At 64.1% G+C, this 26,379-nt stretch carries 22 protein-coding genes; 7 read left to right on the top strand and 15 right to left on the bottom strand.

Features of this window, described 5'->3' with window-relative positions; translation table 11 throughout:
• Positions 1–171: 171 nt before the first annotated feature.
• From KGJ62_15460 to KGJ62_15420, 9 genes are all read right to left on the bottom strand, one after another.
• On the bottom strand, positions 172–411 hold the full coding sequence (locus KGJ62_15460) for a hypothetical protein (GenBank protein MDE2127978.1): 240 nt from the start codon (positions 409–411) through the stop codon (positions 172–174).
• A 280-nt stretch (positions 412–691) separates the two neighbouring features.
• Entirely contained in the window at positions 692–1,150 is a 459-nt protein-coding gene (locus KGJ62_15455) for a hypothetical protein (protein ID MDE2127977.1), read from the bottom strand.
• A 21-nt stretch (positions 1,151–1,171) separates the two neighbouring features.
• Positions 1,172–1,447, bottom strand: a complete 276-nt coding sequence (locus KGJ62_15450; GenBank protein MDE2127976.1) for a hypothetical protein — start codon at positions 1,445–1,447, stop codon at positions 1,172–1,174.
• 5 nt (positions 1,448–1,452) lie between these two features.
• Complete coding sequence (locus KGJ62_15445; protein ID MDE2127975.1) at positions 1,453–1,728, bottom strand: hypothetical protein; 276 nt, start codon at positions 1,726–1,728, stop codon at positions 1,453–1,455.
• A 104-nt stretch (positions 1,729–1,832) separates the two neighbouring features.
• Positions 1,833–2,099 carry a hypothetical protein gene (locus KGJ62_15440; GenBank protein MDE2127974.1) on the bottom strand — a complete coding sequence of 89 codons (267 nt, stop codon included), beginning with the start codon at positions 2,097–2,099 and terminating at the stop codon, positions 1,833–1,835.
• A 5-nt stretch (positions 2,100–2,104) separates the two neighbouring features.
• Positions 2,105–3,112 carry a hypothetical protein gene (locus KGJ62_15435; protein ID MDE2127973.1) on the bottom strand — a complete coding sequence of 336 codons (1,008 nt, stop codon included), beginning with the start codon at positions 3,110–3,112 and terminating at the stop codon, positions 2,105–2,107.
• Between the two features lie 14 nt (positions 3,113–3,126).
• Complete coding sequence (locus tag KGJ62_15430; GenBank protein ID MDE2127972.1) at positions 3,127–4,353, bottom strand: hypothetical protein; 1,227 nt, start codon at positions 4,351–4,353, stop codon at positions 3,127–3,129.
• A 31-nt stretch (positions 4,354–4,384) separates the two neighbouring features.
• Positions 4,385–6,898 carry a hypothetical protein gene (locus KGJ62_15425; GenBank protein ID MDE2127971.1) on the bottom strand — a complete coding sequence of 838 codons (2,514 nt, stop codon included), beginning with the start codon at positions 6,896–6,898 and terminating at the stop codon, positions 4,385–4,387.
• A 24-nt stretch (positions 6,899–6,922) separates the two neighbouring features.
• Positions 6,923–8,902, bottom strand: a complete 1,980-nt coding sequence (locus KGJ62_15420; protein ID MDE2127970.1) for a hypothetical protein — start codon at positions 8,900–8,902, stop codon at positions 6,923–6,925.
• A gap of 199 nt (positions 8,903–9,101) precedes the next feature.
• Between KGJ62_15420 and KGJ62_15415 the strand changes: the two genes are divergently transcribed.
• From KGJ62_15415 to queG, 4 genes are all read left to right on the top strand, one after another.
• Positions 9,102–9,767, top strand: a complete 666-nt coding sequence (locus KGJ62_15415) for a sigma-70 family RNA polymerase sigma factor (protein MDE2127969.1) — start codon at positions 9,102–9,104, stop codon at positions 9,765–9,767.
• A gap of 43 nt (positions 9,768–9,810) precedes the next feature.
• The gene (locus KGJ62_15410; protein ID MDE2127968.1) at positions 9,811–9,948 is read left to right on the top strand and encodes a hypothetical protein; all 138 of its coding nucleotides are present in this window, start codon (positions 9,811–9,813) and stop codon (positions 9,946–9,948) included.
• Between the two features lie 128 nt (positions 9,949–10,076).
• Entirely contained in the window at positions 10,077–10,766 is a 690-nt protein-coding gene (locus KGJ62_15405) for a chlorite dismutase family protein (protein ID MDE2127967.1), read from the top strand.
• 35 nt (positions 10,767–10,801) lie between these two features.
• On the top strand, positions 10,802–11,935 hold the full coding sequence (queG, locus tag KGJ62_15400; GenBank protein ID MDE2127966.1) for a tRNA epoxyqueuosine(34) reductase QueG: 1,134 nt from the start codon (positions 10,802–10,804) through the stop codon (positions 11,933–11,935).
• A 631-nt stretch (positions 11,936–12,566) separates the two neighbouring features.
• On the opposite strand, the gene KGJ62_15395 is transcribed toward queG, so the two are convergent.
• Positions 12,567–13,223 carry a dienelactone hydrolase family protein gene (locus KGJ62_15395; protein MDE2127965.1) on the bottom strand — a complete coding sequence of 219 codons (657 nt, stop codon included), beginning with the start codon at positions 13,221–13,223 and terminating at the stop codon, positions 12,567–12,569.
• Between the two features lie 175 nt (positions 13,224–13,398).
• Here KGJ62_15395 and KGJ62_15390 point away from each other — a divergent pair, with 175 nt between their 5' ends.
• Positions 13,399–13,848 (top strand): hypothetical protein, encoded by a 450-nt coding sequence (locus KGJ62_15390; GenBank protein MDE2127964.1) that lies wholly within the window; start codon positions 13,399–13,401, stop codon positions 13,846–13,848.
• Positions 13,849–13,860: 12 nt separating this feature from the next.
• On the opposite strand, the gene KGJ62_15385 is transcribed toward KGJ62_15390, so the two are convergent.
• Together KGJ62_15385 and KGJ62_15380 are read right to left on the bottom strand one after the other, a co-directional pair.
• Positions 13,861–15,405: a glycosyltransferase family 39 protein gene (locus tag KGJ62_15385; protein MDE2127963.1), complete on the bottom strand. Its 1,545-nt coding sequence runs from the start codon at positions 15,403–15,405 to the stop codon at positions 13,861–13,863.
• Complete coding sequence (locus tag KGJ62_15380; GenBank protein MDE2127962.1) at positions 15,402–16,178, bottom strand: hypothetical protein; 777 nt, start codon at positions 16,176–16,178, stop codon at positions 15,402–15,404. Before KGJ62_15380 ends, KGJ62_15385 begins: the two co-directional genes overlap by 4 nt.
• 164 nt (positions 16,179–16,342) lie before the next feature.
• Between KGJ62_15380 and KGJ62_15375 the strand changes: the two genes are divergently transcribed.
• On the top strand, positions 16,343–19,981 hold the full coding sequence (locus tag KGJ62_15375) for a glycosyltransferase (protein MDE2127961.1): 3,639 nt from the start codon (positions 16,343–16,345) through the stop codon (positions 19,979–19,981).
• Between the two features lie 3 nt (positions 19,982–19,984).
• On the top strand, positions 19,985–22,228 hold the full coding sequence (locus KGJ62_15370) for a CRTAC1 family protein (protein ID MDE2127960.1): 2,244 nt from the start codon (positions 19,985–19,987) through the stop codon (positions 22,226–22,228).
• A 223-nt stretch (positions 22,229–22,451) separates the two neighbouring features.
• Here KGJ62_15370 and KGJ62_15365 read toward each other — a convergent pair whose 3' ends face one another.
• The 3 genes from KGJ62_15365 to KGJ62_15355 form a co-directional block, all read right to left on the bottom strand.
• Entirely contained in the window at positions 22,452–23,297 is an 846-nt protein-coding gene (locus KGJ62_15365; protein MDE2127959.1) for a thioredoxin family protein, read from the bottom strand.
• 98 nt (positions 23,298–23,395) lie between these two features.
• On the bottom strand, positions 23,396–25,363 hold the full coding sequence (dxs, locus tag KGJ62_15360; GenBank protein ID MDE2127958.1) for a 1-deoxy-D-xylulose-5-phosphate synthase: 1,968 nt from the start codon (positions 25,361–25,363) through the stop codon (positions 23,396–23,398).
• A gap of 515 nt (positions 25,364–25,878) precedes the next feature.
• Positions 25,879–26,379, bottom strand: a 501-nt coding sequence (locus KGJ62_15355; protein ID MDE2127957.1) for a hypothetical protein, incomplete at its 5' end; no start/stop codon positions are given.

Raw genomic sequence — 26,379 nt, 5'->3', positions numbered from 1 at the left:
GCGCAAACTGCGATCGAACGAGGGCGTGCGCCATGCGGCAGCCCATGTTCGGCCGCCAGGTCTTGCGCAGCCTTTCACGTAGGTCCGATGTCCTTTTCCCGAGCACTATTGCGATACGGCGCCGCCATGGAGACGCCCGCGATCTTAGAGGCTCGCCTGGCCGTAACACATTCAGACGTCAGGAGCCGCGCTCCCGCAGCCGCTGGAGAGCGCCCACCCGTTTTTTGCCCAGAGTTTCCTTACCGCGGAGATCTCAAGCTCACGCTCTGCAACCAGCAGCTTGAGCGATTCGTTCTCCCTCTCTAGCATCCGCGGCCGCTTAACGTGATCGTTCTCCATGGCGGCGTGTTTACGCCGCAAGGTGTAGGCCGTCACATCGCTCACGCCCTGTGTCGCGCAGACCGTCTTCATGGGCGCGCCAGCCTTCAGATCGCCGAGGAGCCTTTCAATCTACTTCTCCGTGAAACTGGACATCTGGGGAATAATCCTCCCTCGTAGGTGTCGAGAGGAGTCTGGTTTACACGTCTTCAAATCGTGGGAGCATGCCATGGACGAACCATATCCCCAATCTGCCGCCGTTCCTGCCGCACCTTAACCCTCCCACCGGCACTCTTCCACCGTGCCGTGCAGCCGCGCTTTGTGTTCCGAGTGACAGCGGCGGGCTTGGATGACGGAGCAGAACCGGGCAGCCTTACTCCGGTCCCCACGGTACAACCCAGTCAACGGTATCGGCGTGACGGCGGTTGCGCCTTACGGCGTTGCCTTCGTTTCCCTCCACGGTGTCGATGACGCCATCGGAATCCGGGCCGGAGACGGCCACCACGGTGTGGCAGTGGCCGGTGGCTGTCTCCGGGTTGATGACGGCGCCGAGGCAGCCTGCGCATACGTCGCCGCCTGAGACGCCGCTGCCGGTCCGCTCGCCCCAGTTCGCCACTTCGCCGCTGCTGCCCGTCCAGGGACCGTGTTCCACGCCGGCTTCACGCGCGGCGCAGCAGGCAAACGCCGCGCACCACGGGCTGCCGATGGGGTTTCCGACCTCCCGGTTCCAGCGGTCAATGTGCTCACCCCGGTTGCTGCCGGCCGGAATCTCGCGAATACCCACGTAACGCTCGGCCACGGCCGCAACCGCGGCCCCGATATCTCCTTGCATCGCTCCTCCTTCTAGTTGAAATCAGCGAACCATCCGCAGCAGCAGCGGCGCCAGCGCGGCTGCCATCATGCAGCCGCCGGTAGCCGCCAGGCCAACCAGCCAGCGCATCTGGATGGCCCGCCGCTGCACGTCGCGCTCCATGGCGTCGAGTCGCGTCTCGATGGCGGCGCAGCGCGCGCAGACGTCGCTCAACTGAGCGCCCAGCTTGTGAACCTCGCGCAGAATCTCGCGCCAGAACCAGGCCGCTCCTCCGTCCTGTCCGGTTGGTGGAGCGGCCGCTGCTCCGTTGCGTGTCATGGCTGTCAGGCTCCTCGGGGCGGCGTGATGCGTGCGATGGCGGCATCCGCCGCCGCCGCGGCCGCGCGCGCGATCAGGTCCTCCACATCGCCGACCACGCCGGAAGGCGCACGGAGGATGGTCTCCAGCTTCTGCGCCGAGGCCGCCGGCACGTGGAGCGGGCGGTGGAACAGCCAGCTGATCGCCTGGTCGGCGGCGTCGCGGGCGCTGCGCTGTGAAAGGTGGGCCAGAAGCGCGCCGGCCGCCAGCGCGATGATGTGCGTGATGTTGAGATTTGTCATAAAGTCTCCGGAACGGAAGAGGCCGCCGAAACCGGCAGCCGGGAAGGGTGTTGGGCCACGAACGCATCGCCTCCGGCTGGCCCGCGCCGGTGCGGAATGTGGGTCTAGGCCGGCTGGCCGGCTGGAAAAGCCTGCGCGCAGACCGACGGCTGGCTGTTCGCCAGAAACGTCCACGCGTCCGCCGGCGCCATCGGAACGATCTGCCACCAGCCACCATCCTGCGGCCGGCCCACCTGCAGCAGAAACCAGTTGTTTTCCGGCGTGAGGAACAGCGTTACCGGCGTACCGAGCGAGTCGGTGATGGCCGCGCCGGTTTGCGAAGCCGTGGATGTGTCGTACGCTGCGCCCGCGATAACGGTGCTGTAGTTCATAAGCGCTATACCTTTCCGGTGGCCGTTGCCGTGATGGTGCACGCGCTGCTGCTTACCAGGCGCAGGTAGAAGGCGCCGGTCTGCAGCGTCAGCGCAAAGTCACCGTTTGCCGCTATGGTGGTTCCGGTGTTGTAGAAGTGCACCAGGTCGGCGCTGAAGTAGATGGTGATGGTAGTGGCGGAGGATGCATTGCCGAAGATGCTGACCAGCGGCTGGCCGTTGATAACGTTCACGAGGGCCGATGTGCCGCCTGCTCCGACCACAGCGGCGTTCCACAGGTTGCCCTGGCTGCCGACGCTGGCTCGCTGCTGCGCGTAGGTGCCGATGTAACCGGCCGCGGTCACGTAGAGCATCCTCACGTTGGCGCCATCGCTGCCGCCGGCGAGCACCGGGTAACCGGACGCGACGGAACCGACCGGTATGGAGCCGGATGCCGCGATCGACCCGCTGAGCAGCTTGTAGATCCCGCTCAGCCAGCCGCGCAGCCCGGAGGCTCCTGGCGGCGCGGAGACGCCCGTTGCATCCGCGCCGTCCTGGGCCGCGCCGGCAGGAAGCGGCAGCGTCGCTGCAGATACCGGCAGCGCCGGTTGATCGGAGGCAATCGCCACCGGCAGGCTGACGGCCATCGCCTGCTGGCCGCCTCGCAGCCGCTGCCATACCGCCTTCAGAACCGCGATCGCCGTGCCGGAACCGGAACCGCTCCAGGCGCCGTCGGATGTAAATCCAAGCGTCGCGCTGTGGCCGTCGGCCTCGGCGCCTGCGGCGGCGGTAACCGCCTGTGTGGTGGGGAAATCGCCCACCGTAACGGAAATCGGCGAGCTGGGCGTACCGTAAGCTCCCGCGCCGTTCGAGAGTTGTACCGCCAGCGGATTGCCCAGCGTCACGGGGCCACCGTCGGCGCCGGCCGCGCCGGTGTGCAGCTTTCCCGCGGCGATCTTCACGCCGCCGCCAACGTCTTCGGTGACCAGCGTATCGCCGCCACTGCCCGGATTCAGAACCGTGTTATTTGCCAAGGAAGCTCCTCAGGTCACTCGTCGCAGACGCTCCAGTAGTTGGAGCCGTCGCAGTAGAGCGTGCGCTTGTGTCCGCTTGCTATCGAAATGCTGCTGCCGCCATCCAGACTGCCGGATGCGGCAATCACGCCCACCGTATGGCTGCCGGCGGCGTGGATCATCCAGAGCTGGCCGGTCAGCGCGGCGGCGGCCGCCGGCATCTCCACCGAATTGGCCACCGGAGTGGAATGGTCCGTCATCTGGAGGATGCAGTCGGTGGCCTGGATCAGGTATCGCGTGCCGTCGTTGGCCGATGCGAATGCCCACTTGCGCGTGCCGGCGGGGTTTGCCGCGGGACTTTGGGCCAGAATCCACCACTGCACGCCGTCGCTCTGAAGGATCAGCCAGGCGTATGCGGCCGCCAGTGTGACGCTGGTGGCAGCGTCGATCTGCTGACCGCTTGCCGCCGAGACGGTGACGTCCGTGACGCCGCCACTCTTGATCAGGTAGAGCTTCGCCTGGTTCAGGGTTGCGTCGGGCAGGCTCACCGTGATTCCGCTTGCCCCGGCCAGGATGGTCGAGTCGAGCATGGTCAGCAGGGTGTTGGTGGTAACCTGGCGGGTGGCGCCGAAGGTGAACTTCAAGCCGCCGCCAACGGTTGCGATGCCGATGTTAACGCTGTCCTGCATCTGCAGATCGCCGTACAGGGCGCCATCTGCCGCATGCTGCAGACTGCGTACGCCGCGGTGAGCGTGGTCTTCGCGCGCGTAGGTGGCAGCAACCCCGACCACACCGGCAGGTTCCACGTCCGTCACGGTGGAGGCCGGCGATGCCGCCGGCGGCGCCGATATCTGGATGTTCTGACCCGCCTGGGTCAGAGTCACCTCGCCGGAAGCCGAAAGCGTCACGGCGCCCTGCAGAGCGGTGGAAGCCCCCTGCGCCTGGAGGCTGCTCACGGTATTCGCTTCGCCAAGGCTTCCATCTCCATTGCCCTGGCCAAGCGCAAAGCTGCCGACAAACGCGCTCATCCCCTGCGCCGTGCTGTAGGCCAGGTTCACATAGTCGCCGATGGATGGCCGGGCGTGCGGGTCGTACGGCAGCCACTCCAGTGGCTGTGGCGTGCCGTCGGGCAGCGTCTCGCCGACATCCACCTGCACCACATAGTTGATGGAGTCGACGGCGGTGACGCGACCCTGGAAGAAGCGGCGCTGCATCCTCGCAGTTGCGTCGCGTTCCGCGGCGGCCTTGAGCAGTGATGACATTCGGCATGCTCCATGGGGAAGCGGGCCGCCGTTACGGCCATGGTATCGAGGGAATCGGAACCGCAACCACGTTGCTCTCCAACAACCCCATGGCGGTGATCGGCGTTGTGAAAACAGCGACGGCGATGTTCATGCCGGTGTAGTCGGTGTCGCACGCGAATCGTGGGTAGAGCGTGGCCGCGGCGCCGCCGGCATAGTACTGGCCGTTGCTCTGCGCCGGCATGCTGTACCAGTTGTTCACATCGGTGGGCTGGCTCGGCGCGGCGCCGGGATACCAGACCGGCTCCAAACGGCAGATACCGGCTGGTGGCGCCGTGAACTGGATCTGGAAGCCATAGGCAAAGCTGATGCCGAAAGTATCCGTGCGGATCAACTGTGCCGTCAGGTTGGTCACCCCTCCAGGCGATGCCGAACCCGAGCTGCCGCCAGGTGTAAAACCGACCACATTGCCCGGCAGGCTCTCGCTTCCGAAGTCGTCCACAGCCGTCACATAGACCCAGGTGAGAACGCCTGCCGAAAGCCCGCTGACAACGCCCGACCCCGGCAGCGCCGAGAGGCCGGTGGCGCAGCGCGGGAACGGCGGAGTGGGCGTGGTGGTTGAGAGGTAGACGTTCAGCGTCTGCACCGAGGTATCGGCGATGGCGCTCCATGTGAGCGTTGCCGAGCCGGGGCTGCCGCTGACCGGAACGGCGGAGAGCAGCTGCGGCGGCTCGGGAAACGCCTGCCGGTAGGGCACAAACTGACAGGCAGCCTCCCATGTACCGGCCGATATCACCTCCTGCATCTGTGTGAGGCTCCACTGCTCCCGCAGGTGGAGTGCGCCGGGCAGGTCGCACTCCCGCGGGTACAGATTGGGCCGTGCCGCGGCGCGGAACGCGCAGACGCCGCGGATCACGGTCTGGGCATCTGTGGTTAACGTGGCGTTTAGCGTCTGGACCCGCCACGCATAGTCCCGCAGGATGCCGCGGCACAGATTCTTCTGGAGCGAAAGCGAAGTCGCGAGGCTGTCGGTCACCACCACAATGCGCTCGCCATATTCCGCCACACTGTTGGGATCGGAGAGCGAGTAGGCCAGCGCTTCGTTCTTGGTCTGGCTGGTCTGCAGCGCCACGCGATTGCGGAGGTCCTTGCCGGCCCGGATCCGCTCGCACCGGCGCACGTCGTTCTGACCCTCCTCGGCCGCGGCGATCCAGAGCCGGTCCGGCGTATGCTGCTGCCAGGGCGGCGCGGTAAGCTGCAGCACGCCGCTGCCATCGGCCCAAACCTGCCAGCCGATGAGCCTGGCCAACTCCTGAACGTAGCCAAGCACCGAGTTGCGGCGACCCTGCCAGACGGGGACCTGGTAGCCGGTGAACTGGACGCCGTTGGTCCAGTTGATCCCGGATGGCGGGAAGGGCGCATTGTATCCGGCGCCCGTGCCACGCCAGTAACTGGCGCTGGTCAGCAGGTCATACAGAATGTCGGCCAGCTCCCAGCGGTAGTAGGCCCGCGTCACCATCACGCTGTTCATATCGGCCAGGCGCTTCAGCACATCGGTAGCCTGCACAACGATCAGTCCGCTGTTCAGCGCGTCCACGCCATCACCGAGATAGCCGCAAAACTGGTTGAACCCCAATACGGAGCCGCCCTGGCTTGAGGTGTAGATGGCAAGTTGGTCGACGAAGATCGTTTGCGCGCCCGTTGGCGTTATTTCAAACTGCACATACCGGGCGGGCAGACCGGCGTCGACAAACGCAACCTCAACCTGCCTGCCATCGCGATCATCATCCCAATCTCCGCCGGCGCCGAAGCCGTTGCCGCCCAGCGGTCGAGGCGTTGCAAACGCAGGCTGCCAGGCAGCGCCATCGGTGGAGACCAGCAGCTCGGCGCCGGCTGGGAGGGTGGCCCAGCCACCGGTGGTGCGCGAACCGAACCGGAGAACCGCGTGCTCCAGGCGCTGAACAGTGCCAAGATCCACCGTCAATGAGAACGCGGCGGCGGATGTTGGTTGAAACTGGACGAACCCGGCGCTGCTGACGCTGATATCGCCGAGCGTGCCGTCTGTGAGCGATGAGAGGCTGGTGCCGTTTGCCGGGGGCAGCGTGGAGGAGGGCGCGATGCCGGCCGCGGCATTGAACCAGCACCATGCCCCTGCGCGGAGCAGCACCGGTCGGGCCTCATCCAGCAGCGGCGACCAGGCTGCGGCCGAGTCGTAGTTCCACGGCGAGTTTCGGTTTTCCGGCGCCAGGCTGCCGGTGGCGTCATCCTGCAGGGCGAACTGCAGCGTGGAAACTTCGCGAAAGGCGCGCGAGATGGTAGGCGCCATCGCGCCGGTGAAGACGGGCTGCACCGGCAGCAGCATCCAGCCACCACCAGCCGCATCCAGGTACCAGAGCTCTCCCTCATTTGGTGGAGAGCCGGATGCGGGTGATGACTTCCGGTGGACTCGCATGGCAAGCGCGGTCATGCTCGTGGTGATGCCGGTGATCCCGGTGCCCGGGAGCAGCAGCGGATCGGAGGTGGAATCGGCCGTGCCGGCCGGAGTTGAGTCGCCGTATCCCGGCATCGGCTGCCGCCTCCTCTGCGCCGACTAGATCGGCGTGTAGGTATCCAGATCCACATTGACGCGGTTGGCCGCCGCGGAGCTGGTCTGAGAGAGAATCACGCGGGAGACCACCTCCTTCATGCCGGGCATGTGGATGTGCAGTTCCATGGCGTGCTGTGCCGCGTTGGCGGCTGCAGTGTGAGAGGGCGCGGGCTGCCCGGCGGAGGGGTGGTGCGTCACCTGGTATCGCCAGAAGTCGTATTCAAAATCGGATGGCGCATTGTATGCGCTGGGATACCTGGGGTCTGGTCCGTGGTGAAACAGACCTCCGATCAACGTGAGCCCCGCCCCAATGGCGGCGCCGACAGGGCCGCTCACTCCCAGCGCACCGGCCAGCCCGAGGCCGGTTGCGGCTCCGCCGGCCATCGAGCCAAGCGTCACGCCCTGGCTGGCGCCTTGCGACGCTATCGACCACGCGCCAAGAGCGGCGGTGAGGTCCTTACCCGTGGCGGCCCTCGACGGCGCGTTCGCCGGCGAGGCTCCGCCCGGCGCCTCGGATGCGCTGTTCTGGTACCACTCGGTGACCGCGCCGTTTGGGCTGAACGGGCCGGAAGGGCCAAACGTGCCTTGATCGCCGAAGGCGCCGGCCGGCGCAAACGCCGTCCCGGCGCTGCTGCCGGTGAGAATGCCGGTGAGCGCGCCCAGAGCCCGTGTGTTTACGGTGAGGGCCGTCACCTGATCGGCCGTCGCGCGGACCGCCGGATCGAGCCACTTCTGCAACTGCGCCTGCAGAATCCGGTTGGTGACGGAGTCTGCCGTGGAGGTGACTGCGCGACCAAATGGTTCGCCGCCGCGCAGAAACTGCATCGATCCATCAACCATCGCGCCCTGTACGCTGCGATAGTTGGCGTTGAACTGCTGTACCGCAAACTCGCGCGGCAGCAGCCACGCGTGCTCTTCGGCTGCCGAGAGGCCGGCCCTGAGCGGGGCCAACCGCTTGTCTCGCTGGCCCGCGCTGAGGCTGGAGGTAAGCCGCGACATGGCGCTGATCTCGTCCAGCCAGGTCTGCTCCAGATTCCGCGCATCATTCGCTGCGGCCGCAAGCTCCTGCAGAGGCAGGCCCGTTGTTCGCAGCCTCGATCCGCTGCGGAGCGTGGCGCGTTCTGCCGAGTAGCGCTGCTCCATGCCCGCGACTGCGGCAGCCATTTGTCGCTGGGCGACCGCAGTCTGGCTAAGATCGAGCTCTCGCATGCCGCGCGAAATGGTCTTCATGGCCTCGGCAAAGGTGCGGCTCTGCTGCTTCAGCCGGTCGATGTCGGCGTCGTTTATGATGCGCATCGCAGCGCCGAGCGCCTTCAGCGCGTGCGCCGGGCCGGCCGACGCATCTCTGCCGCCGGTGACGCCGGCCTCCATCTGAGCATCCGCGGAACGATCCATCCGCTGGGAAGGCCGATAACCCTCCGACCATCGCGCCATGAACCCCGCATCGCGCCTCCGGCGCATCAGCCCCAATGAGGCGTAGTCGAATTCCGGCGCCATGGCGCGCAGCTCGGCGCTCCAGGCCTCCGGCGTGAGGCGCCCGGTAGCAAACTGCGCGGCAAGCTGCGCCTCGTGCTGCTGAGTCTCCACGCGCTGCGCCTGCCAGAATGCCGCCTCGGCCCCGGTGATACCCGTACCAGCCGGCCGGTGCAGCGTCCAGGGTAGGGGAGAGACACTGCTGCTGAGCGCAACATCGGTGGTGGCGTCAGCTTGCAGCGGCAAGTTGGCCGCGGCGCTCCCCGGCGCAAGGCCGATGAGTGCGGCGGTAAACGGGCTGAGTACGGCCGACAGTTGTTCCAGCAGCGCGGTGATATCGGTGATCCCCGCCTGCGAATCGCCCGTGAATGCGCTGGCCGCGGCCGGATCCAAACCGGCCGGCTGCGTGCCGGGCAGGCGGCGGATGGTAGCGGCAGACTGCCCCATGCGTCTGCGAGCCGCCGCATAGCGCCGCTCGTCGGCATGCCGGTCCGGAGGTGCTTTTTGCATCGCTTTTTGCCCCCTCTCCAACCGGCGCCGATGAATGGTGGCTCGCTGCGGAAACATGCTTCCCGTTAAATCGCTTTGCGGCCATGGCCGTCAACGGTTTGGTGATGGCGCTGTGCCGCGATAAGACCCTTGGGACGTTTCCGCGAACCGGTGTGGAGCGATAGTACTGGCATACAGATGTCTACTATTGGAGATGCCGATGACCGCGCCGGACGACGTAAACAGTGCTTCAGGATGCTTTGGAAGCCGTGAGTTTGATGTGATGGCCGGAGCGCTTCGCCCGGCGATGCTGCGGCGCGCACGGGTTCGCGCCGGCGCTTCCGATGCCGACGACCTGGTTCAGACGGCGCTCATGCACGCATGGCAGCATCGCGCGCGGTATCAGCCGGAGAGCGGCGCTCGCGGCTTCAGCTATTGGGTGATGCGCATCCTGGATGCGGTCTGCGGTGACTGCATCCGAGCGCGCGCAAACCGCGGGGAAGTGCTGACCGACGCCAACGAGATCCTGGCTCTGGCCGAAGAGGCGATGGACATGCGGATCGACGAGGATGATCTTTCCGAGGACTGCGGCTCGCTCCGCCGGCTGGTCGAGAAGACCTCCCTGCCCTTGCGCCAGCGGCAGTGCATCAGCCTCTGGCTGAGCGGCCTGCCCCAGGGTGAGATTGCGGCCCGCTTTGGCGTGAGCAAGCAGGCGGTGTCGCAGAAGATCGCGGCCGCCGCCAGGCGGCTGCGTGCCGCCCGTGAGCTGGGTGACGACGCATCGCCCTCGGCCATGCGCCTCTTCGCAATCGGCAGCCGCGTCGCCATCTACCGCAAGCCGCGCCGCCAATATGTGGCGCCAAAGCGCCGATCGGCGGCTGCATAGACCGCCCCCAGGCGTTTCAGTGAGGGATACGAAAGGTGGCTCAATGAACCCGCTCCTGTTCTGGAGTTCGCTTCAACTGCCTAACGCCGCGCCGGTTGCCGCTGCGGGCGCGACCGGTGGCGACCAGGTGTTCGCGGCGTGTGCTGGAGATGGCACTGTCGCTTCCACCGGTGAAGGCTAGGGCTCGGCGCACCATCCGGACCGCGGACCCGGAAGGTGTGCTTCGGCGCTCGATGCGGCGCATGCGCCGATGTTGGCTAAAATAGAGTCACCGAATTCAACACGCCATCTTTTGGGTAGGACCTCGCCATGGAAAATCGTGGACGCACATTTGTCCAGTTTGCTTTCTACAAGTTCGACGCCGCCTTCCGCCGGCAATCCGACGAACTGCGCGATGCGCAGCGCGCCGAGTTTGCCTGCGCGGTGGAGGATGCCGCAGACGACCACATGGTCCGCAGCTATTCACTCACCGGCATACGCGGTGATTGCGATCTGCTGCTCTGGAGCGCCGGGCCGGATCTGGACGCCATCAAGAGCGCGACCTCAACGCTCCTCCAAACCGGGATGGGGCGGTGGGCCGCGCTGCCGTACTGCTACCTGTCGATGACCAAAGACTCGCAGTACAAGGATCCGCACGAGAAGGGCCCGCCCGGACGCCGGCTGGTCTTGCGGCCTACAGGTCGCAAGTACCTGTTTGTCTATCCGTTCGTCAAGACGCGCGCCTGGTATCTGCTCACTGCCGAGCAGCGCGGCGCCTTGATGAAGACGCACATCGAAGTTGGCCACCTGTTTCCCACCGTAAAGCTCAACACCACCTACTCGTTTGGCCTCGATGATCAGGAGTTTGTGGTGGCGTTTGAAACCGACATCCCATCGGACTTTCTGGATCTTGTTCACGCGCTGCGCGAAACCGAGTCCAGCGGTTACACGCTGCGCGACACGCCGACCTTTACCTGTGTGCAGATGTCGATCGGCGAGGCGCTCAGGGCGGTCGGGTAGGGCGGGCCGCCGCCGGGTCGGCTTGCAGGCACGCCATGCCACAACTCTCGCCGCCTACGTTGGCTGCGCTGGTGAAGGCGCATGGACGCGATCTCGGCTTCGATCTGGTGGGCATCGCCGCAGCGGAACCCTCACTCTTCGCCGCTGAATACGCCGCCTGGCTGGCCCATGGCTTTGCCGGCGAGATGGAGTACCTGAAGCGCGGTCTCGAACGGCGTTTCGATCCGCGCGAGATTGTTCCCGGCGCGCGGTCGGTTATCGTGGTGGGCATGACCTATTACTGCGACGAGGTCGAAGGCCCCGGAACGCCGCCGGCCGAAGCAGGTCGTGCCATATTTGCGCGTTACGCGCGCGGCGACGACTATCACGAGGTGATGCGACCGCGCCTGCAGCAGCTGCTTGATCTCCTCATCGAGCGCGCGCCGCCTGGAGCGTCGGGACGTGTCTATGTGGATACGGGTCCGCTGCTGGAGCGCGAGCTGGCGCAGAAGGCGGGGATCGGCTGGTTTGGCAAGAACACCATGCTGATCAACACGCGGCGTGGCTCGTACTTCCTGCTTGGCGAGATCATCACTAACGTTGAGATGCCGCCCGACGTGCCGGCCGAGGGCGGGTGTGGAACATGCACGGCCTGCCTGGATGCATGCCCAACCGGTGCGCTCACAGAGGCCTTCACCCTGGATGCGCGCCGCTGCATCTCGTACCTTACGATCGAGCTGAAGGGCGATATCCCGGACGAGTTTGCACCGGCGCTCTCAGCCGCCGGCGACCGCGTCTTCGGCTGCGACATCTGTCAGGAGGTGTGCCCCTTCAATCTGCGCCGCTCGCAACCCACCACCGAGCCGGCATTTCAGCCACGCGACATCACGCGGCACGCGCGCACCAGCGATCTCTGCCTGCTCACCGAAGAGCAGTTTCGTGAGCAGTTCAAAGGCAGCGCGGTAAAGAGGACGAAGATGCGCGGGCTGCTGCGGAATGCCGCTGCTGCGCTCTCCGCGCGTGACGACAGCGAAGCTGTTCATGCACTGGAACACGCGGTCGACAGTCCCGACCGGTTGGTGAGCGATGCGGCAGGGCGGGCGCTAGGCACGATACGGCGGCGCCGGCAGAGCAGCACGGAGGGAGGTGACGGTGCCGCTGGCCTACCGTCGATGGCGAAAAGGGCTTAATCGGAGCGGCGGGAGCTTGGGAGCACCGGCGGGCCTCACAGCAGCCGGCCCGAGGGTTGATGGGCGGGAATGCGGCTGGTGGCGCCTGCGGCCGGCTGGATGGTCGTCTGCCACGATTGGTCGCCCGTAATTGGATGGGTAGGCACCACACCTGCGCTGTGGTCCATCGGCGTGGGCGGACAGCTCGGCCCGGCCGAAAGAACCGCATTTGGCAGGAGGGTGCCGCCCTACCGCTCAAGCCGCTTCGGGTGCTGGGAAAGACGAGGTCTCAGACGTCGCGTTTGTCGGTACCGGGCGGAAATGGGACATACGGGACAACTACGACATATAGGACTCCGGTCGGGCAGCGCCTGAGTAGTCCGGAACCGACGAGAGTGTCATGTTGCTGGTACCTCACGCGTTCTCGGTGACAAGAACAGGAGGTATGCGGGCTTTTATAGGAACGCATGGGAGCCTTGCGGGTCGGCTCCGCCTCACCGCATCATCAAAGGACCCGCTAGCCGATGACCGGTGACCCGGGAGAACTTAACCCCGTCATCCGGTGAGCCTCCGGCGATGCGGCTGCAGGCTGCACATCCTCGCTGAGCGACGAAGAGGGTCGGAGTTGCATGGCCTTCGGCCCTCCGCACAACTACCCGTCAGCCGGGCGCTTCAGAAAGGCAAGCGTTCGATCCCAAGCCAGTTGTGCAGCCTCCGCGTCGTAACTGTCAGCACGGTCCGGTTCAAAGAACCAGTGCCCGGCGCCGGCGTAGTGGTGGAACGTGACAGGCCGCCCCGCACGCTCCAGCGATTGCTCCAGGTTGTCAACCTCGGATCGCGGCTCGAACGGGTCGTTTTCGGCAAAGTGACCGAGATACGCAGCCTTTGACGCGCTGAAGTCGCCGCCGCTGGTGCCGTAAAACAGCACCACGGAGCGCACATTCTCCGGATTACCCACCGCAACGTCCAGCGCGAAATTGGCGCCGAGCGAGAAACCGATCACGGCGAGGCCGCGATCGCTGCGGTCGGCGTGTTCGGTAACGAACCGGGCTGCTTCGGCCAGTACGGCCTCGCTGTGGTCCGGGTCGCGGTTGAGCGCGCGAACCAGCGTTTCTGCCTCAGCAACGCTGTTCGTCACCTTGCCATGGTAGAGATCCGGCGCGAACGCCACAAAGCCCTCTTCGGCAAGCCGCGCGCAAATCCCCCGAATCGTGTCGTTCAATCCCCACCAGGCATGCAGCACCAAAACGGGTGCGCCGCTGCCAACGGTCGGTACGGAGAGGAAGCCATCAGGCCGCGAATTCGGCATACTTGTCTCCTTATGCAAAGGCTTTTGCGCCAAACCACCTTTTGCGACCATTCGATTATCGCTGCAATCTGTCCTGCATATTACTCCGCGCGCGCTTCGGGTACTCTTCAATGCACCGCAAGCGGCCACCGCCATGCAGCCGGCGCGACCTACGGTTCTTCAGGGAGTTCCCATTATGCGACTACGCTCACTTGTGCCAGTCATTCTCGCGGCGGCGCTTGTGCCCGCTGTGTGCGGCGCGCAGACCCATAAGTCCAAACCGCCGAAGCGCCCCAACCCTGCCGGCAAGTACGAGAAGGTGACCACGGCTCAAGCGCTGGTGGAGGCTCCGAAACTGGATAAGTCGCTGCTGCCCATGCAGAAGAAGTACAACGCTGCGCTGGCAAAGCTTCACAGAAAGCCGAAGGATAAAGCGGTGCGTACGGCGTTTTCCACCGAGGCCTACACCTACGGGCATACCATCATGCTGGACCGCGGCAAATTGCCGCCGCCTATTCAATACCGCGCGGCGCTTGCTCTGTTTCGCACGGCGCTGGTGGCAAATCCGTCCAACAAGCCGGCGAAGCAGGATAAGGACCTCATCGAGAGCATCTACAAGTCGATGGGCATGGGCATACCGAAATAGGCGGTATCTCCGTCACCCTCTACTGGCCCAGTTCAGACCCTCGTATCGATTGAAGTTGCCGCAGAGGGCAATGTAGTTGGTTTTGATAGCGCCGCGATAGACGCCGGGTCGGTAGACCGGCATCGGCGGCTGCCACTCCACGCTGCCGAAGATAGCGCGCAGATCCTTGTCACTCTGCTGCGAATCGCTGACGAAGATTGCCGATTCGCCCAGGTGTGCGCGCAGTTGGTCGATCGATGTGGCGTACGTATCCAGCCTGTTGTGCAGGAACAGGTCCCACGTCTGCGGGTGATCCGGCAGATAGAATGCCATTTCGCTGCAGTACTCGTAGCCATTGCTGGCCACAAACACGGGACGGCCCGTTTTGCTTTCCGTCACGGAGCGCAGGATAGCGACCTCGTGCGCCAGGCTTCGCCAGCCGTGCGTGGTGTTGGTCACATCCGTCTTCGCCTTCAACCTCAGGTGAATCAGGCGCCGTGACGACGGCCAGAGGATAAGCGCGCACAGCACCGATCCGGTAATGACCGATGCGCCAATGAGGTTGCGTGCCGCGCGCCGGCGCTTGCCCGCTTCGGTCAGGCCGTCGTCCAGGTTGCCGGCCCAAAGCACCACCAGGCTGATCCACGCTGTCACGGCCCAGTTGGCCTGCACTTTCGATTTGAGCGCCAGCAGGCAGAAGAATAAAAACACGGGAAGGCCCAGAGAAACAAGAAACACCTGGCGCGATCGGTCCAGTCTGGTCTTCGCCACGCAAGCCCACAGTGCGCCAACGAAGAGCACCGGTCCCAGGAGTCCGGCCTGTGACCCCGTAAACTCAGCGAACCGGTCCGATGCCGTCATGCGCGATTTGTTCGCCAGGTAGAGCACATGGCTGAACGTCCACCAGTGATGCCCGGCATTCCAGACAAGTACGCCGGAGAACATCGCGAAGCTGATGGCGAGCGCCGCCCAGGGCTCCCAGCGTTTTAACCAGACGCGATGCTCCGGTGAGAGCACCAAAAACAGGAGCACGCATGGGGCCACCAGAATCATGGTGTATTTCGCCAGCATCCCCAGACCGACCCAAACACCGACGCTCAGCCACCACCATCGCTGCTGCCGTTCCGGGCCGTAAATCGCGCGCTCCAGCGCCAGGATCACGGCTGCCCACGCCAGAGCCGCCAGTTCGTCATAGGTGGCGATTACGCTGCCGACCGTGGTCAGCGGCGTGAAGAGCAGCAGCACAGCCGCAATCAGGCCCGCGCGATCCGAAAAGAATCGACGAGCCAACTGAATGGCGGCAAGCAGAACGCCGGTTGTGCACGCCCAGACGCCAAGCCGCACGCCGAAGGTGTTGCTGCCGAACAGGCTGGTCGTGATGCGAATGACAACCGCGATCAATGGACCCTGGTCGTAGTAGCTCAATGCCAGATGGCGCGACCAGACCCAGTAGTACGCCTCGTCCGGCGAGAGCTCCCAGTGCGTCAGCGTCAAAAGCCGCACGCCCTGAATAAGAGCCACGAGGCACAGGGCGACAATGAGATACCGGCGCGCGCCGGCGTCCGGGGGCGGTGTCACGAACCGGCTTGGAACAGGCTGTCGGCCAGCACGCCGTTCGCCGACACGTCGCTCAACTCGGTTTCGGCGCCTACGGCTCCATCGGCGTTTAGAATGACGATGCGCGTTGGCGCCCAGATCCCCGGGACGATCTGCTGCGGCGCTTCGTACCGGAACGTCGCCTTGAGCTTGCCCGCGCTGTCAAACCAGGCACGCTGATCGGTTATGTGCGTATCGTCATCTATCCATACCCGGTAGTGGCTCCGGCTGGTAACGCCCAGCCATGCCAGGTCGTAGATTTCGGTCTGATGACCATTCAAATCGGCCGCGCCCACATGCGCCCAGTGCATCTCCTTGACCGTGTCCGCAGAGATAAGCCCCGCGTACTCCAGTATCGAGAGGCGCTGCGTCGGGTGCGTCGCCAGATTCTGCGTCTGATGGATGCGCAGTTTCGGCACCTCGAAGGTTCGAGTGGGACCATCTACCAGCAGAAGTGCGCTGCCGAGGATCGGCGAGGTGCCCTCGATGCGGATCTTGCCCGGCTGCTTCCACGCAAACTTGAGTTTGCGAACTGCGTAGAGCGTGCGGAAATCGGGGCCGATTTTGGCAAGGGCGTCGGGCACATACCGCGTCACCAGCACCTTGCCCTGGAGCGTGGACGCGGCGCTGCAAAAGTGTGCCGGATCCGGCGCAAGACCGGCGCCGGCGCCAGCAGGAAGAAAAGCAGCAATCGCGGCCGCGGCCGCAGCAAACGTTAGTCCAATACGGCAATAAAGAGGCGAATCGGCGATCATTCCAACTCCCTGCAGAACAAACAGCGCGCCGTGCCGCATCCCGGATGCGGCGGATGGCACGGCTGCAGTATAGCGGAATAGCGCGGTTCAAGTCAAAATGAACGTGACGATGGGCAGCATCCACGCCGTCAACCCGGGCGCGCCTTCGTCGTAAGAACCACCCATTGCCGCAACCACCTGACGAACAGCCCAAACCACGCTCTGAGACCGGTAAGGATGCAGGTCCGTCGCTGCCAGTCTTTTTCGACGCCCACAGCCGTCGCTGGCCGCTGGTGGTGCGCCTGGGAGTGCCGGTTGCGCTGCTGGTTGCTGCCGCCACGGTTACACTTCTCGTCAGCGCGTTTGCGGTTGTCTTTATGCCCCGCAGCCCGCTGCCACGCGTACAGATTGTGAGCGACATCGGCAATATGGAGCCGATACTGGGCGAACATACGCGGCGCAAACTGGCCTTTGCCCAGGCGCGTGACGTCCAGCGCCTCAAGGTGCTGCAGGCGCGTGAAGCGCGCGCCAAGCGCACACGCGCACGCAAGGCGCAGGCGTTTCTTGCAGCGCATGCACCGGCCCAACCGGCCACAGTGCTTGTACCCACCACCAACGCACCGGCGCCGGTGGTTGCCGGGTTTTACGTCAACTGGGAGGAGACGTCACCGGTTTCGGTTCACCGGCACATCACTGCGCTCACGCATTTCATTCCGGAGTGGCTGCATCTGAAGGCCTCGGGATACAACTACGCCAATACAGATCCGCGCAGCCAGCCGTTTGTTGATGCGCGCCAGCGGGCGCTGGATAAGAACGACATCACGCCATTTGTGCGCGCGCACGGTGTGCCGATCCTGCCGCTCATCAACAACTACACGCAGCCGCCCGGCGCCGATGAATCGGCGGCCGATTGGGATACGCGGGCCGTCCACTCCATCGTCTCCAGCGCGAAGGCCCGCACGCAGGTGATCGCACACCTGAAAGCCTGGCTGCTGAAGAACCAGATGCAGGGGATCAACGTGGATTTTGAGGAGGTGGATACCGACGACAAGAATGGCCTCACACTGTTTATGACCCAGCTTTGGCAGGCCCTGCACCCGCTCGGCCTTCTGGTGACCGAGGATGTGGAGGTGGGCAGTGGGGCGTATGACCTGCCGAAGCTGGCTGCCGTTACCAACTGGATTGTCCCGATGCTCTACGACGAGCATGCGGGAGGTACGGCGCCGGGCGCCGTGGCCGGCGTCGATTGGACGGTGCAGAACCTGCGCAAGATCCTTCAGCAGGTTCCCGCCAGCAAAATCGTGATGGGTGTTGGAAACCACGGATACGACTGGATTAGCGGCACCACCACGGCAGAGGATTTAACCTTTCAGAGCGCCATTATCACGGCCAAGGAGAGCCAGCCCGATGCCGTCATCCATATCGCGCCGGGAAGCCTGAATCCCACCTATCAGTACGCCGATGTCGAGGTGGATCAGCACGGCAACCAGCGCGAACTCGACCACGTCGTCTGGATGCAGGACGCCGTCAGCGTGTACAACCAGCTCCTCGCGGCCAAGCCATACGGCGTTCGCGGCGCTGCGCTCTGGTTTATGGGCGCCGAGGATCCAACAATCTGGAGTTTTCTCAACAAGGCAAACTGGAACGCCAACTGGACGAGCGAAGTGCAGTCCGGCATCCTCAATACCGTCTCGTATGGCGGACAGGCGGAAGTCGACTTCGAGGGCGACGGCGAGCTCCTGCAGCCGGTCGCCAATCCATCCGATGGCCACCGCACGTTGATCGTGGCGCCCGATACCGGACTGATTACGAACGAGACGTATGCCAAAGATCCGGCCACTGGCCAGCCGATGCTGCCTTCAGCCTCGGTGGTGCGGCGCTATGGGGGTGGGTCGGGCAACCCCGACAAGCGCATCCTGCTCACGTTCGACGATGGTCCCGATCCAACCTACACGCCCGAGGTGCTGGACATCCTGCAGAAGTACCACGTTCCGGCGGTCTTCTTCGTGGTTGGACGCAACGCCGAGGCCTGGCCGGACGATGTACGGCGCGAGTGGGATATGGGCGATGATATCGGAAACCACTCGTGGTCGCATCCGGACCTGTTCGAACTGAGTCGCGAGGCACAGGTTCTTCAGCTCAACACCACCCAGCGCGTCATCCAGGCAATCACCGGCCACAGCACCACGCTTTTTCGCCCGCCATACGGTGGAGATGTGGAACCGCAAACGGCTGCGGAAGTCGAGCCGATGATTCTGGCAGCGAAGCTTGGTTACATCACCGTGGGAGAAACCAACGACCCGCAGGACTGGCGCCTGTTTGAGTTGAAGCCCGGTACCAACGCGGTGGATACGCGCAAACCGCGCAGCGCACAGGAGATCATCAACAGCGTCATCGACAACCGCGACGTGGGCAGCATTGTGCTGCTTCACGATGCCGGCGGCGACCGGAGCCGCACTGTGGCGGCGCTTCCTACGATTATCAACAAGCTGCGTTCGCTCGGCTACACCTTCATCAGCATCGAGCAACTGCGTGGGTTGCCGCGCAGCCGCCTGATGCCGAAGATATCGGGCCGAGACATCCTGCTGATCGGCATGGACCAGTACATTTTTGAGGTGGTCTACTCCCTGCAGCGGACGCTGACCACACTCTTCCTGCTCTCCATCATCCTGGGCTTCTCGCGCGTCGGCCTGCTGGTTACGCTGGCGCTGATCCAGCGGCGACGCGAGCGTTTTCGCGTCGCCGATCCGTACTACCAGCCGGGCGTGAGCGTGGTGATTGCGGCATACAACGAGCAGGCGGTGATTGTACGGACCGTGAACGCCATCCTGAACAGCAGCTATCCCGCGCTTGAGGTAATCGTGGTGGATGACGGCAGCAGCGACGCCACCGCCGATACGGCTAGAGCCGCCTTCGCCAACAACCCGAACGTGCACGTCATTTCAAAACCGAATGGTGGCAAGGCCTCGGCGCTCAACCGCGGACTGGAGGATGCCGGCGGCGAGATCGTGGTTTCGCTGGATGCCGATACCCTCTTCACGCCGGATACCATCCGCCAGCTTGTGGAGCATTTCAGCGACCCACGCGTTGGCGCCGTCTCCGGCAACGTGCGCGTCGGAAACGTGGGCAACCTGCTCACGAAGTGGCAATCGGTTGAGTACATCACCAGTCAGAACTTTGACCGCCGCGGATACGACCTGCTGAACTGCATCACGGTGGTTCCCGGCGCTGTTGGCGCCCTGCGGCGTAATGCAGTTGCAAGCGTCGGCGGGTACGAATCCGACACGCTGGCCGAGGATACCGATCTCACCTGGAGGCTGCGGCGGGAAGGCTACCGCATCGTCAACGACAACGACGCCATTGCATATACGGAGGCGCCGGAGACGCTGCACAACCTGGCGCGGCAGAGATTTCGATGGGCGTTTGGAACGCTCCAGTGCCTCTGGAAGCACCGTGATGCCCTGTTTGATTACGGCGCATTCGGCTGGTTTGTTCTTCCCAGCCTGTGGATCTATCAGGTTCTGCTGCCGGCGATTTCGCCCGTGATGGATATCACCGTCGTCTGGTCGCTGTTCGAAGGCAATTTCTCCCAGATTGGGCTGATGTACCTGGCGTTTGCCATGGCGGAACTCCTGGCCGGCGCTGTGGCTATCCGGATGGACCGCGGCAACTACAAACTGCTTTTCTGGCTGTTCTTTCAGCGGTTTGTCTACCGGCAGTTGATGTACTATGTGATGCTGAAGTCGCTGGTTGCCGCAGTGCGTGGCGGCGCTGTGGGGTGGGGCAAGTTTGAGCGGACCGGAAACGCGCGGGTGCAGGGCTGAAGATTGATCCGGAGATTCGCCGCTGCCCCAGTTCTCGCCCTGGTCATGCTCTGCGCGGGCTGCGGTCGCGCGGATATTCCGAAGCCCGGCAGTGCCCGATATACGGCGTTTCTCGGCGCCTTTTACGCCGGCGTCACCGCTTTGGAGACCGGCGCCACGGTGGATGCCAACGACATCGCGCTCCATAATCTGAGATTAGCGACTCGCCTGGCGCCCGATGAGCCTGCCGCATGGGCCGACCTGGCGGTGGTTGAAATGAAGATGGATGGCGCAACCGGGCCGGCGCTGGCGGACCTGAAACGAGCCGCCCGCCTGGCGCCCGGTGACGGCCGGATCGACGCGCTCTATGGTGCGTTGTATGGTGTCGATCTACTTAACCGTCCGGCGCTGGCGCGCAAATGGCTCTACGCCGCGGCCTCCTCACCGCAATCTAACGCGCATATCCGATGGCAGTACGTCCGTGAACTCCAGGTGGAGTCGCCACAGCAGAACGCCGTGGAGATATCGCTCTATCTGACCGTGATAGCGCGGACGCGGCCGGATAATCTCTTCATCTCCGCCGAAATGCTCGTGGCTGCCACAGAAGCTCACAGCGCCGCGTTGTTTGGGCAAGCGATGAAGACGCTGGGGGCGCTGCTCCCTGCGCCGCAGGCCGACGTGCGCGCGGAACTTGCTGAGCTGCGCAAGCTTGGACCGGCTGCGGCGCCGTTTCAACTCGCCGCGCAGGCGGTGGTGCTGCGAAACCTCCTGAGGCCGCTGCCGGCCTACCGTGCCGACGAGGCAGCCATCGCGGGCCCCCCAGATCTGCACAACATGCAGCCGATCATGCAGCCGGTTGCCGTTCCCGTGCCGCAGGCCGTTACAGCCCCGCCAAATCCCAACATGACGGTAACAATACGGCCACTGCCGGGAGCAACACGCGCGCCGTTCCTGGGCATGTTTTCGCTCCAGCCGCAGGTCTCAACGGTTACGGCCCGGCAGTTCCGAGGGGCCGGCGTATACGCTGCGCCGGAGGCCCCGCCGGCGCTGGTCACGGCAGACGGATCGCGCGTGACGATCCTGGAAGCGGATCAGCCTCGCTTCACATTGAAGTTCCCTGGCGGGGCCACGCACACACCGCCAACGCGATACGGCATTGCCGCCGCCGATCTGTTCTACACATTCCGTCCGGCGTTGGTCTGCGCCGGCGCCGGTGGCCTGCGCATCTATCCGCAAGCAAAGCCCGGTCTCTTCGGCGCTGCGGCAGCGATACGGGGTGTTTCCGCGTCCATCGTGAACCAGCCTCTGGCCGGTGTTTGGCCGCTTGGCGCCACCGGCAGCGGAGATATGGACCTTCTGTTAGCGCCGGTCGACGGGGCGCCGGTACTGCTTCGCAACCTTGGCGGTGGCGCCTTCCGTGCCAGCCAACCGTTCTCCGGCGCGAAAAACGTTCGCCAGTTGGCGGTAGTGGATCTTGATGGTGAAGGCGCCGGCGCCGTGGCTCTTCTGGATGCCGCCGGCAACCTCCGGTTTTATCGGAACATGCACGACGGAACATTCCTGCTTTGGCCCGTGCCGGCCCAGCGCGGCGACGTGGTCGCTATCGCGGCACGGCCGGGTGGGTTCGGCGTGCCGCAGGCTGTGGTCGCTCTCACGAAGGAAGGTGCAATCCGGTTCTACTCCATGGTGCAGGGCTATGGGATGGTGGACCAGCCGATCGTCCTGACGGCTCCGGACAAGGGCGCTGTGCTCAGCGTGGTCGATATAGACAACAACGGCGTGGCAGATATCATTGTCTCCGGCCGGCATGAAACCACCGTGGCGCTGGATGGCTGTGGCAGCCACGTTACGTTCCTGCACAGCGCGGTCGCACTTGGCTCTGCCGCCCCGGCGCCGCCCTCCGGCGATGGCGTTGTAAGGCTGGTCGGCTACGGCGCGGACGGCACGGCCGCCGTGGCAGCCTTTACGGCCAGTCCACAAAACCACTGGGTATGTATCCGCACCCGCTCAGCCAGAGTGACCAGGCAGAACGGCGCCGGCAGTCGCGTCAACTCCTTCGGTAAGGATGGAGAGATCGAGGTTCGTGCGGGGCCGTTGGACATACGGACGATGATTACCGGGCCTGCCACGCAAGTTGGCCTAGGCGCCAACACCAACATCAACGCAATACGCATCAACTGGCCGAACGGCCAGCGGCGCGCCGCGTACAACGTCCCGGAAGATCAGGCCGTGATGGCAAGTCAGGAACTTGCCTGGGCATGCCCGTAAGGCAGGTTGTTGGTTTGGCGGTCGCGATGACGGTTGCATGAAAAGCCGCTGTGGCGCCATCCGCCGGCGGAGGGCAATCAGTATGAATGGCCCAGCGGCCGCCCGTCGCCTGGGTCATCTCAATCCGATAGCGAGAGCGGTTCGGCCGCAGCCGAACCGCGCAAGCAAACGGGGCGCGGCTTGCGCCGCGCCCCGCAGGTTCAACCAGCGATCTGCAAGCCGGCTACTTTGGCGGCGTCTTGGCGAGGGCCGTCAGCATATTCTGGGCCATCTTCGCGAGGTCGGCCGGAACTCCCTTCAGCTTGGGCACGCTCTGTAGTTCGGCTTTTGCCTCTGAAACGCGCTTCAGGTTGAGCAGACACACACCGGCGCTCAGGTGGGCATAGGCCCTGGTATAGCCACTTTTCCCTGAGACTTCGGCCTGCTGAAAGTAGCCAAGCGCCTTGTTATAGTGGCCGGCGTTCTGGAAGCTGTCACCCACGGCGTTATCGGCTGTGCCCAAACCCCTGGCGTGGCCCGTTTCGGCAACGCTCAGGTAGTGTGTCGCGGTCTCCGTGTCGCTGCGCTTGGCGTAAATTGCGGCCAGGCGCGCGGCGGTGTTGGCGTCCTCCGGGTGATCTCGCATCTGCTTCAGCATGCCTGGCAATTGCCGCTCTGCCGTGGCAATGCCCGTAATGTCCTTCGCAAACTGGGCGGCCGGTTCGTAGCCCACCAGCTCACCCGCCATCTTGCCATCGGCATCCACGAATACGATTGTTGGGTAACCGGTAACGTGGTAGGTCTGCGCCTGTTCCTTGCCATCCTTTTCGGCGTTCAGCTTCAGCGGTACAAACTGCGAAGCCGCTTTTACCACGGATGGATCGGGGTAGGTATCTTTGTCCAGCTTCTTGCACCAGACACACCAGTCGGTGTAGAAGTCGATCATCACCAGCTTGTGAGATTTCCGCGCAGCGGCGATCGCCACGTCCCACGAAGAGCTCCACGGTATGGAGTTGGCAGCGGATGCCGGCGCCGCGGCGAATGCGGCGAGCGAAGCTCCCGCGATAGCGAACAGATTTGGATTACGCACGTCTTCAGCTCCTTGACACGAAACGAACGAGTGCTAGCTTCTTACGATACGAAGCAGGTGCGGCGATGGTTTACCACAACTCTCAGCCCCCGCTGTGATTACTGCGCCGTGGACTCACTCAGGCGCGCCGGTTCCGGCTGTTTGAGCTGAAGCATATCGCGCGCCGCGGCGGCAAAGTCATCGGCCGTAAGCATGCAGAGCCGGTGCAAAATCGGGATGGCGCCATGCTCTACAAACTTGTCCGGTATTCCGAACAGCCGTGTCGGCCCGATGGGAACTCCGCGTTCGGCGAGCAATTCCAGAACCGCGGAACCCACGCCGCCGCGTACGACGCCCTCCTCAATGAGGATCAGCGCATTTGTCTGGCGCACGGCCTTGATGATGACGTCGGCGTCAAGCGGCTTCGCCCACCGGAGATTGACCAGATGTGGTGAGACACCTTCGGAAGCCAGCTGCTGCGCCGCCGTGAATGCCGGCGCCACCATGTTGCCATAGGCCAGAATGGCTACGTCGTGCCCCTCCATCAATACCTCTGCCTTGCCAAGCTCAATCGCCGGTGACGGGCGAGGCCACTGGATGCTCGGTGCGTTGCCGCGAGGATACCGGATGGCGATTGCCGATCTGTTGGCGCCCGTAACATGCTCGCGGGCCATGTACCTCAGCATTGCCCTGAACTCTTCGCCGTCCTTTGGGGCCAGCATCGCCACACCGGGTATGGAACGCAGGTAAGCGATATCGAAAACGCCATGATGCGTTGGCCCGTCGTCGCCTACCAGACCCGCCCGGTCCAGGCAGAAGATCACCGGCAGGTTCTGGATCGCCACGTCGTGCAGGATGATATCGTAGGCGCGCTGCAGGAATGTGCTGTAGATTGCTGTGAACGGCTTGACGCCCTCTGCCGCCAGGCCGGCGGCGAAGCAGACTGCATGCTGCTCGGCGATCGCAGTGTCGAAATAGCGGTCCGGGAACATCTCCTTGAACTTTGTCAGTCCGGTGCCATCCGGCATTGCCGCCGTAATAGCCGTGATGCTTTCATCCTCCGCCGCCATCTCGTTCAGCGTCTCGCTGAAGACGCCGGTCCATGTACTGCCGCTGGATTTACTTCCGCTGGCGGTGCCTTCCGCCACGTCCTTGAACATGGGCGGCGTAACCGCGTGCCATTTGCGAGCGTTGGCCTCGGCCTGCTCGTTGCCTTTACCCTTCACCGTGAGCAGATGTACGAACACCGGGCGGTGAATCTGACGTACATGGGCGAACACATCCACCATGAGCGCGATGTCGTGACCATCCAGCGGCCCGATGTACTCAAACCCCAGCGCCTCAAACAGAGTTCCAGACTGCTCGGGCGACACGAAGTTGGTGAGGTTGTGCTTCAGCATGGTACTGGCGGCGCGCTCCAGAGCGCGGCCGGGCGTACCCGGTACCCGCTTCAAAACCGACTTCGTCTGGGCTTCCACGCTCTGGTACAGCGATGACACCCGAAGTTTCGCCAGATACTTGGCCAGTGCGCCCACGCTCTCGGCGATGCTCATCTCGTTGTCGTTCAGCACCACCGTAAAGTTGCGCCCACTGTGGCCGGCGTTGTGGAGGCCTTCGAGCGCAAGTCCGGCGGTCATCGCGGCATCACCGATCACCGCAATGACGCTCTCATCGGCCGAGCGCCCGGCTAAATCGCGCGCCACGGCAAATCCGAATGCTGCCGAGATGCTGGTACCTGCGTGGCCGGCGCCAAACTGATCGTGAACATTCTCCTCACGGCGTAAAAAGCCGCTCAAGCCGCCGTATTGGCGCAGGGTTTCGAATCGATCCAGCCGGCCCGTGAGCATCTTGTGCGCATAAGCCTGGTGCCCGGTATCAAAGATGATCTTGTCTGCCGGCGAGGAGTAGACCGTGTGCAGCGCCAGAATCATGTCGACCGCGCCGAGGTCCGAGGCGAAGTGACCGCCGGTCTTGCTCAGGTTGTCTTCAATCGCCTGCCTCAGTTCCGCCGCGACCTGTACCAATTCAGTTTGGCTGAGAGTCTTCAGGCCTTGTGGTAGGTCGATCCCGTTGAGCAATGGGTACATGCTGGTGTCTCCCTCGCGGCCTACAGATATTCCGGCGCCAATCGCCGAAACAGGGCGCATCACCGCGATTTAGGCTGGGCAGCCAGGCGCAATCCGCCATTCCGCGCGAGTGTACCACCAGCCCCTCTGCGTGTCAATCCGCCGCGTTGCCCATAATCCTCCAGCTACGCTGTCGGCTGTCGCGACACGTGCGTTCCTGGTCGCCGTTTTCTCGGACGGGCTCCCGCAGCCAGTTTCAGGTGCCGTCTAGCGGTCGAAATATCGTGGGTTAGGGTCCGGTGTTGGCGCCTGTCCAGTCCATCTGGCGCTAGATTGCGCTGTTTGTGTTGCGGCTGTATACGCCTCGCGTGAAAATGCGCTCCGAATCTCGCGTCGAGTTCAGTTGTCGGCACCTCTGAGACACGCCGGCGTCCTGTGTGGTTGCTAGGTCATGTACTGCGCAACCGCCCTTTCTCTGATGACTGCGACCAGCTGCGCAACACGGATCCCAATGTCGGAATCGCTATACCCAGCCTCTACGGTACCCAGATCTTCACCGGGTTAGCATTTTCCGTCGTGGCGGGGTCGCCCGGCATAGAGGCAGGGCCACCCGTGCCATTCGTGGGGCTAAAGGCCGTTCCGTACAAAGCCATCCTTGGGTACGTGACCACCGTGTACATCCCGGCTGCGAGGTCCGGACTGGTTTCGGTGAAGCTCTGCGAAGTTCCGGGCCCGACATCAACTGCGGGCATATCTTGGCCAGAGGTCCCCCACCCACCCTGCACAGGGATCGGTGTGACCCGTCCGTCTGCGCGGGTGGCCGTCCCTATGAAAAACGGACCCCGGTTCCAACTCACGCTGCCTTTTGTGCCGTTGGCCACCGTGAATGTTATCGACAGCCAACTGGTCCCAGAGTTCGTAGTTCTAGTGACGACCTGGCTGAACGTGATGCCGTCGACCGTCCGGGGACGTGACGTGCGAGTGACTGTGGCCAGGCCGGCTCCGCCGCCGCATCCCGAGCCGACCAGGGTGGCTGC

Source organism: Armatimonadota bacterium, assembly GCA_028871815.1.
In the GTDB taxonomy this organism is placed as follows: domain Bacteria; phylum Armatimonadota; class Chthonomonadetes; order Chthonomonadales; family Chthonomonadaceae; genus REEB205.
This window is presented reverse-complemented; position numbering and strand designations above follow the sequence as displayed.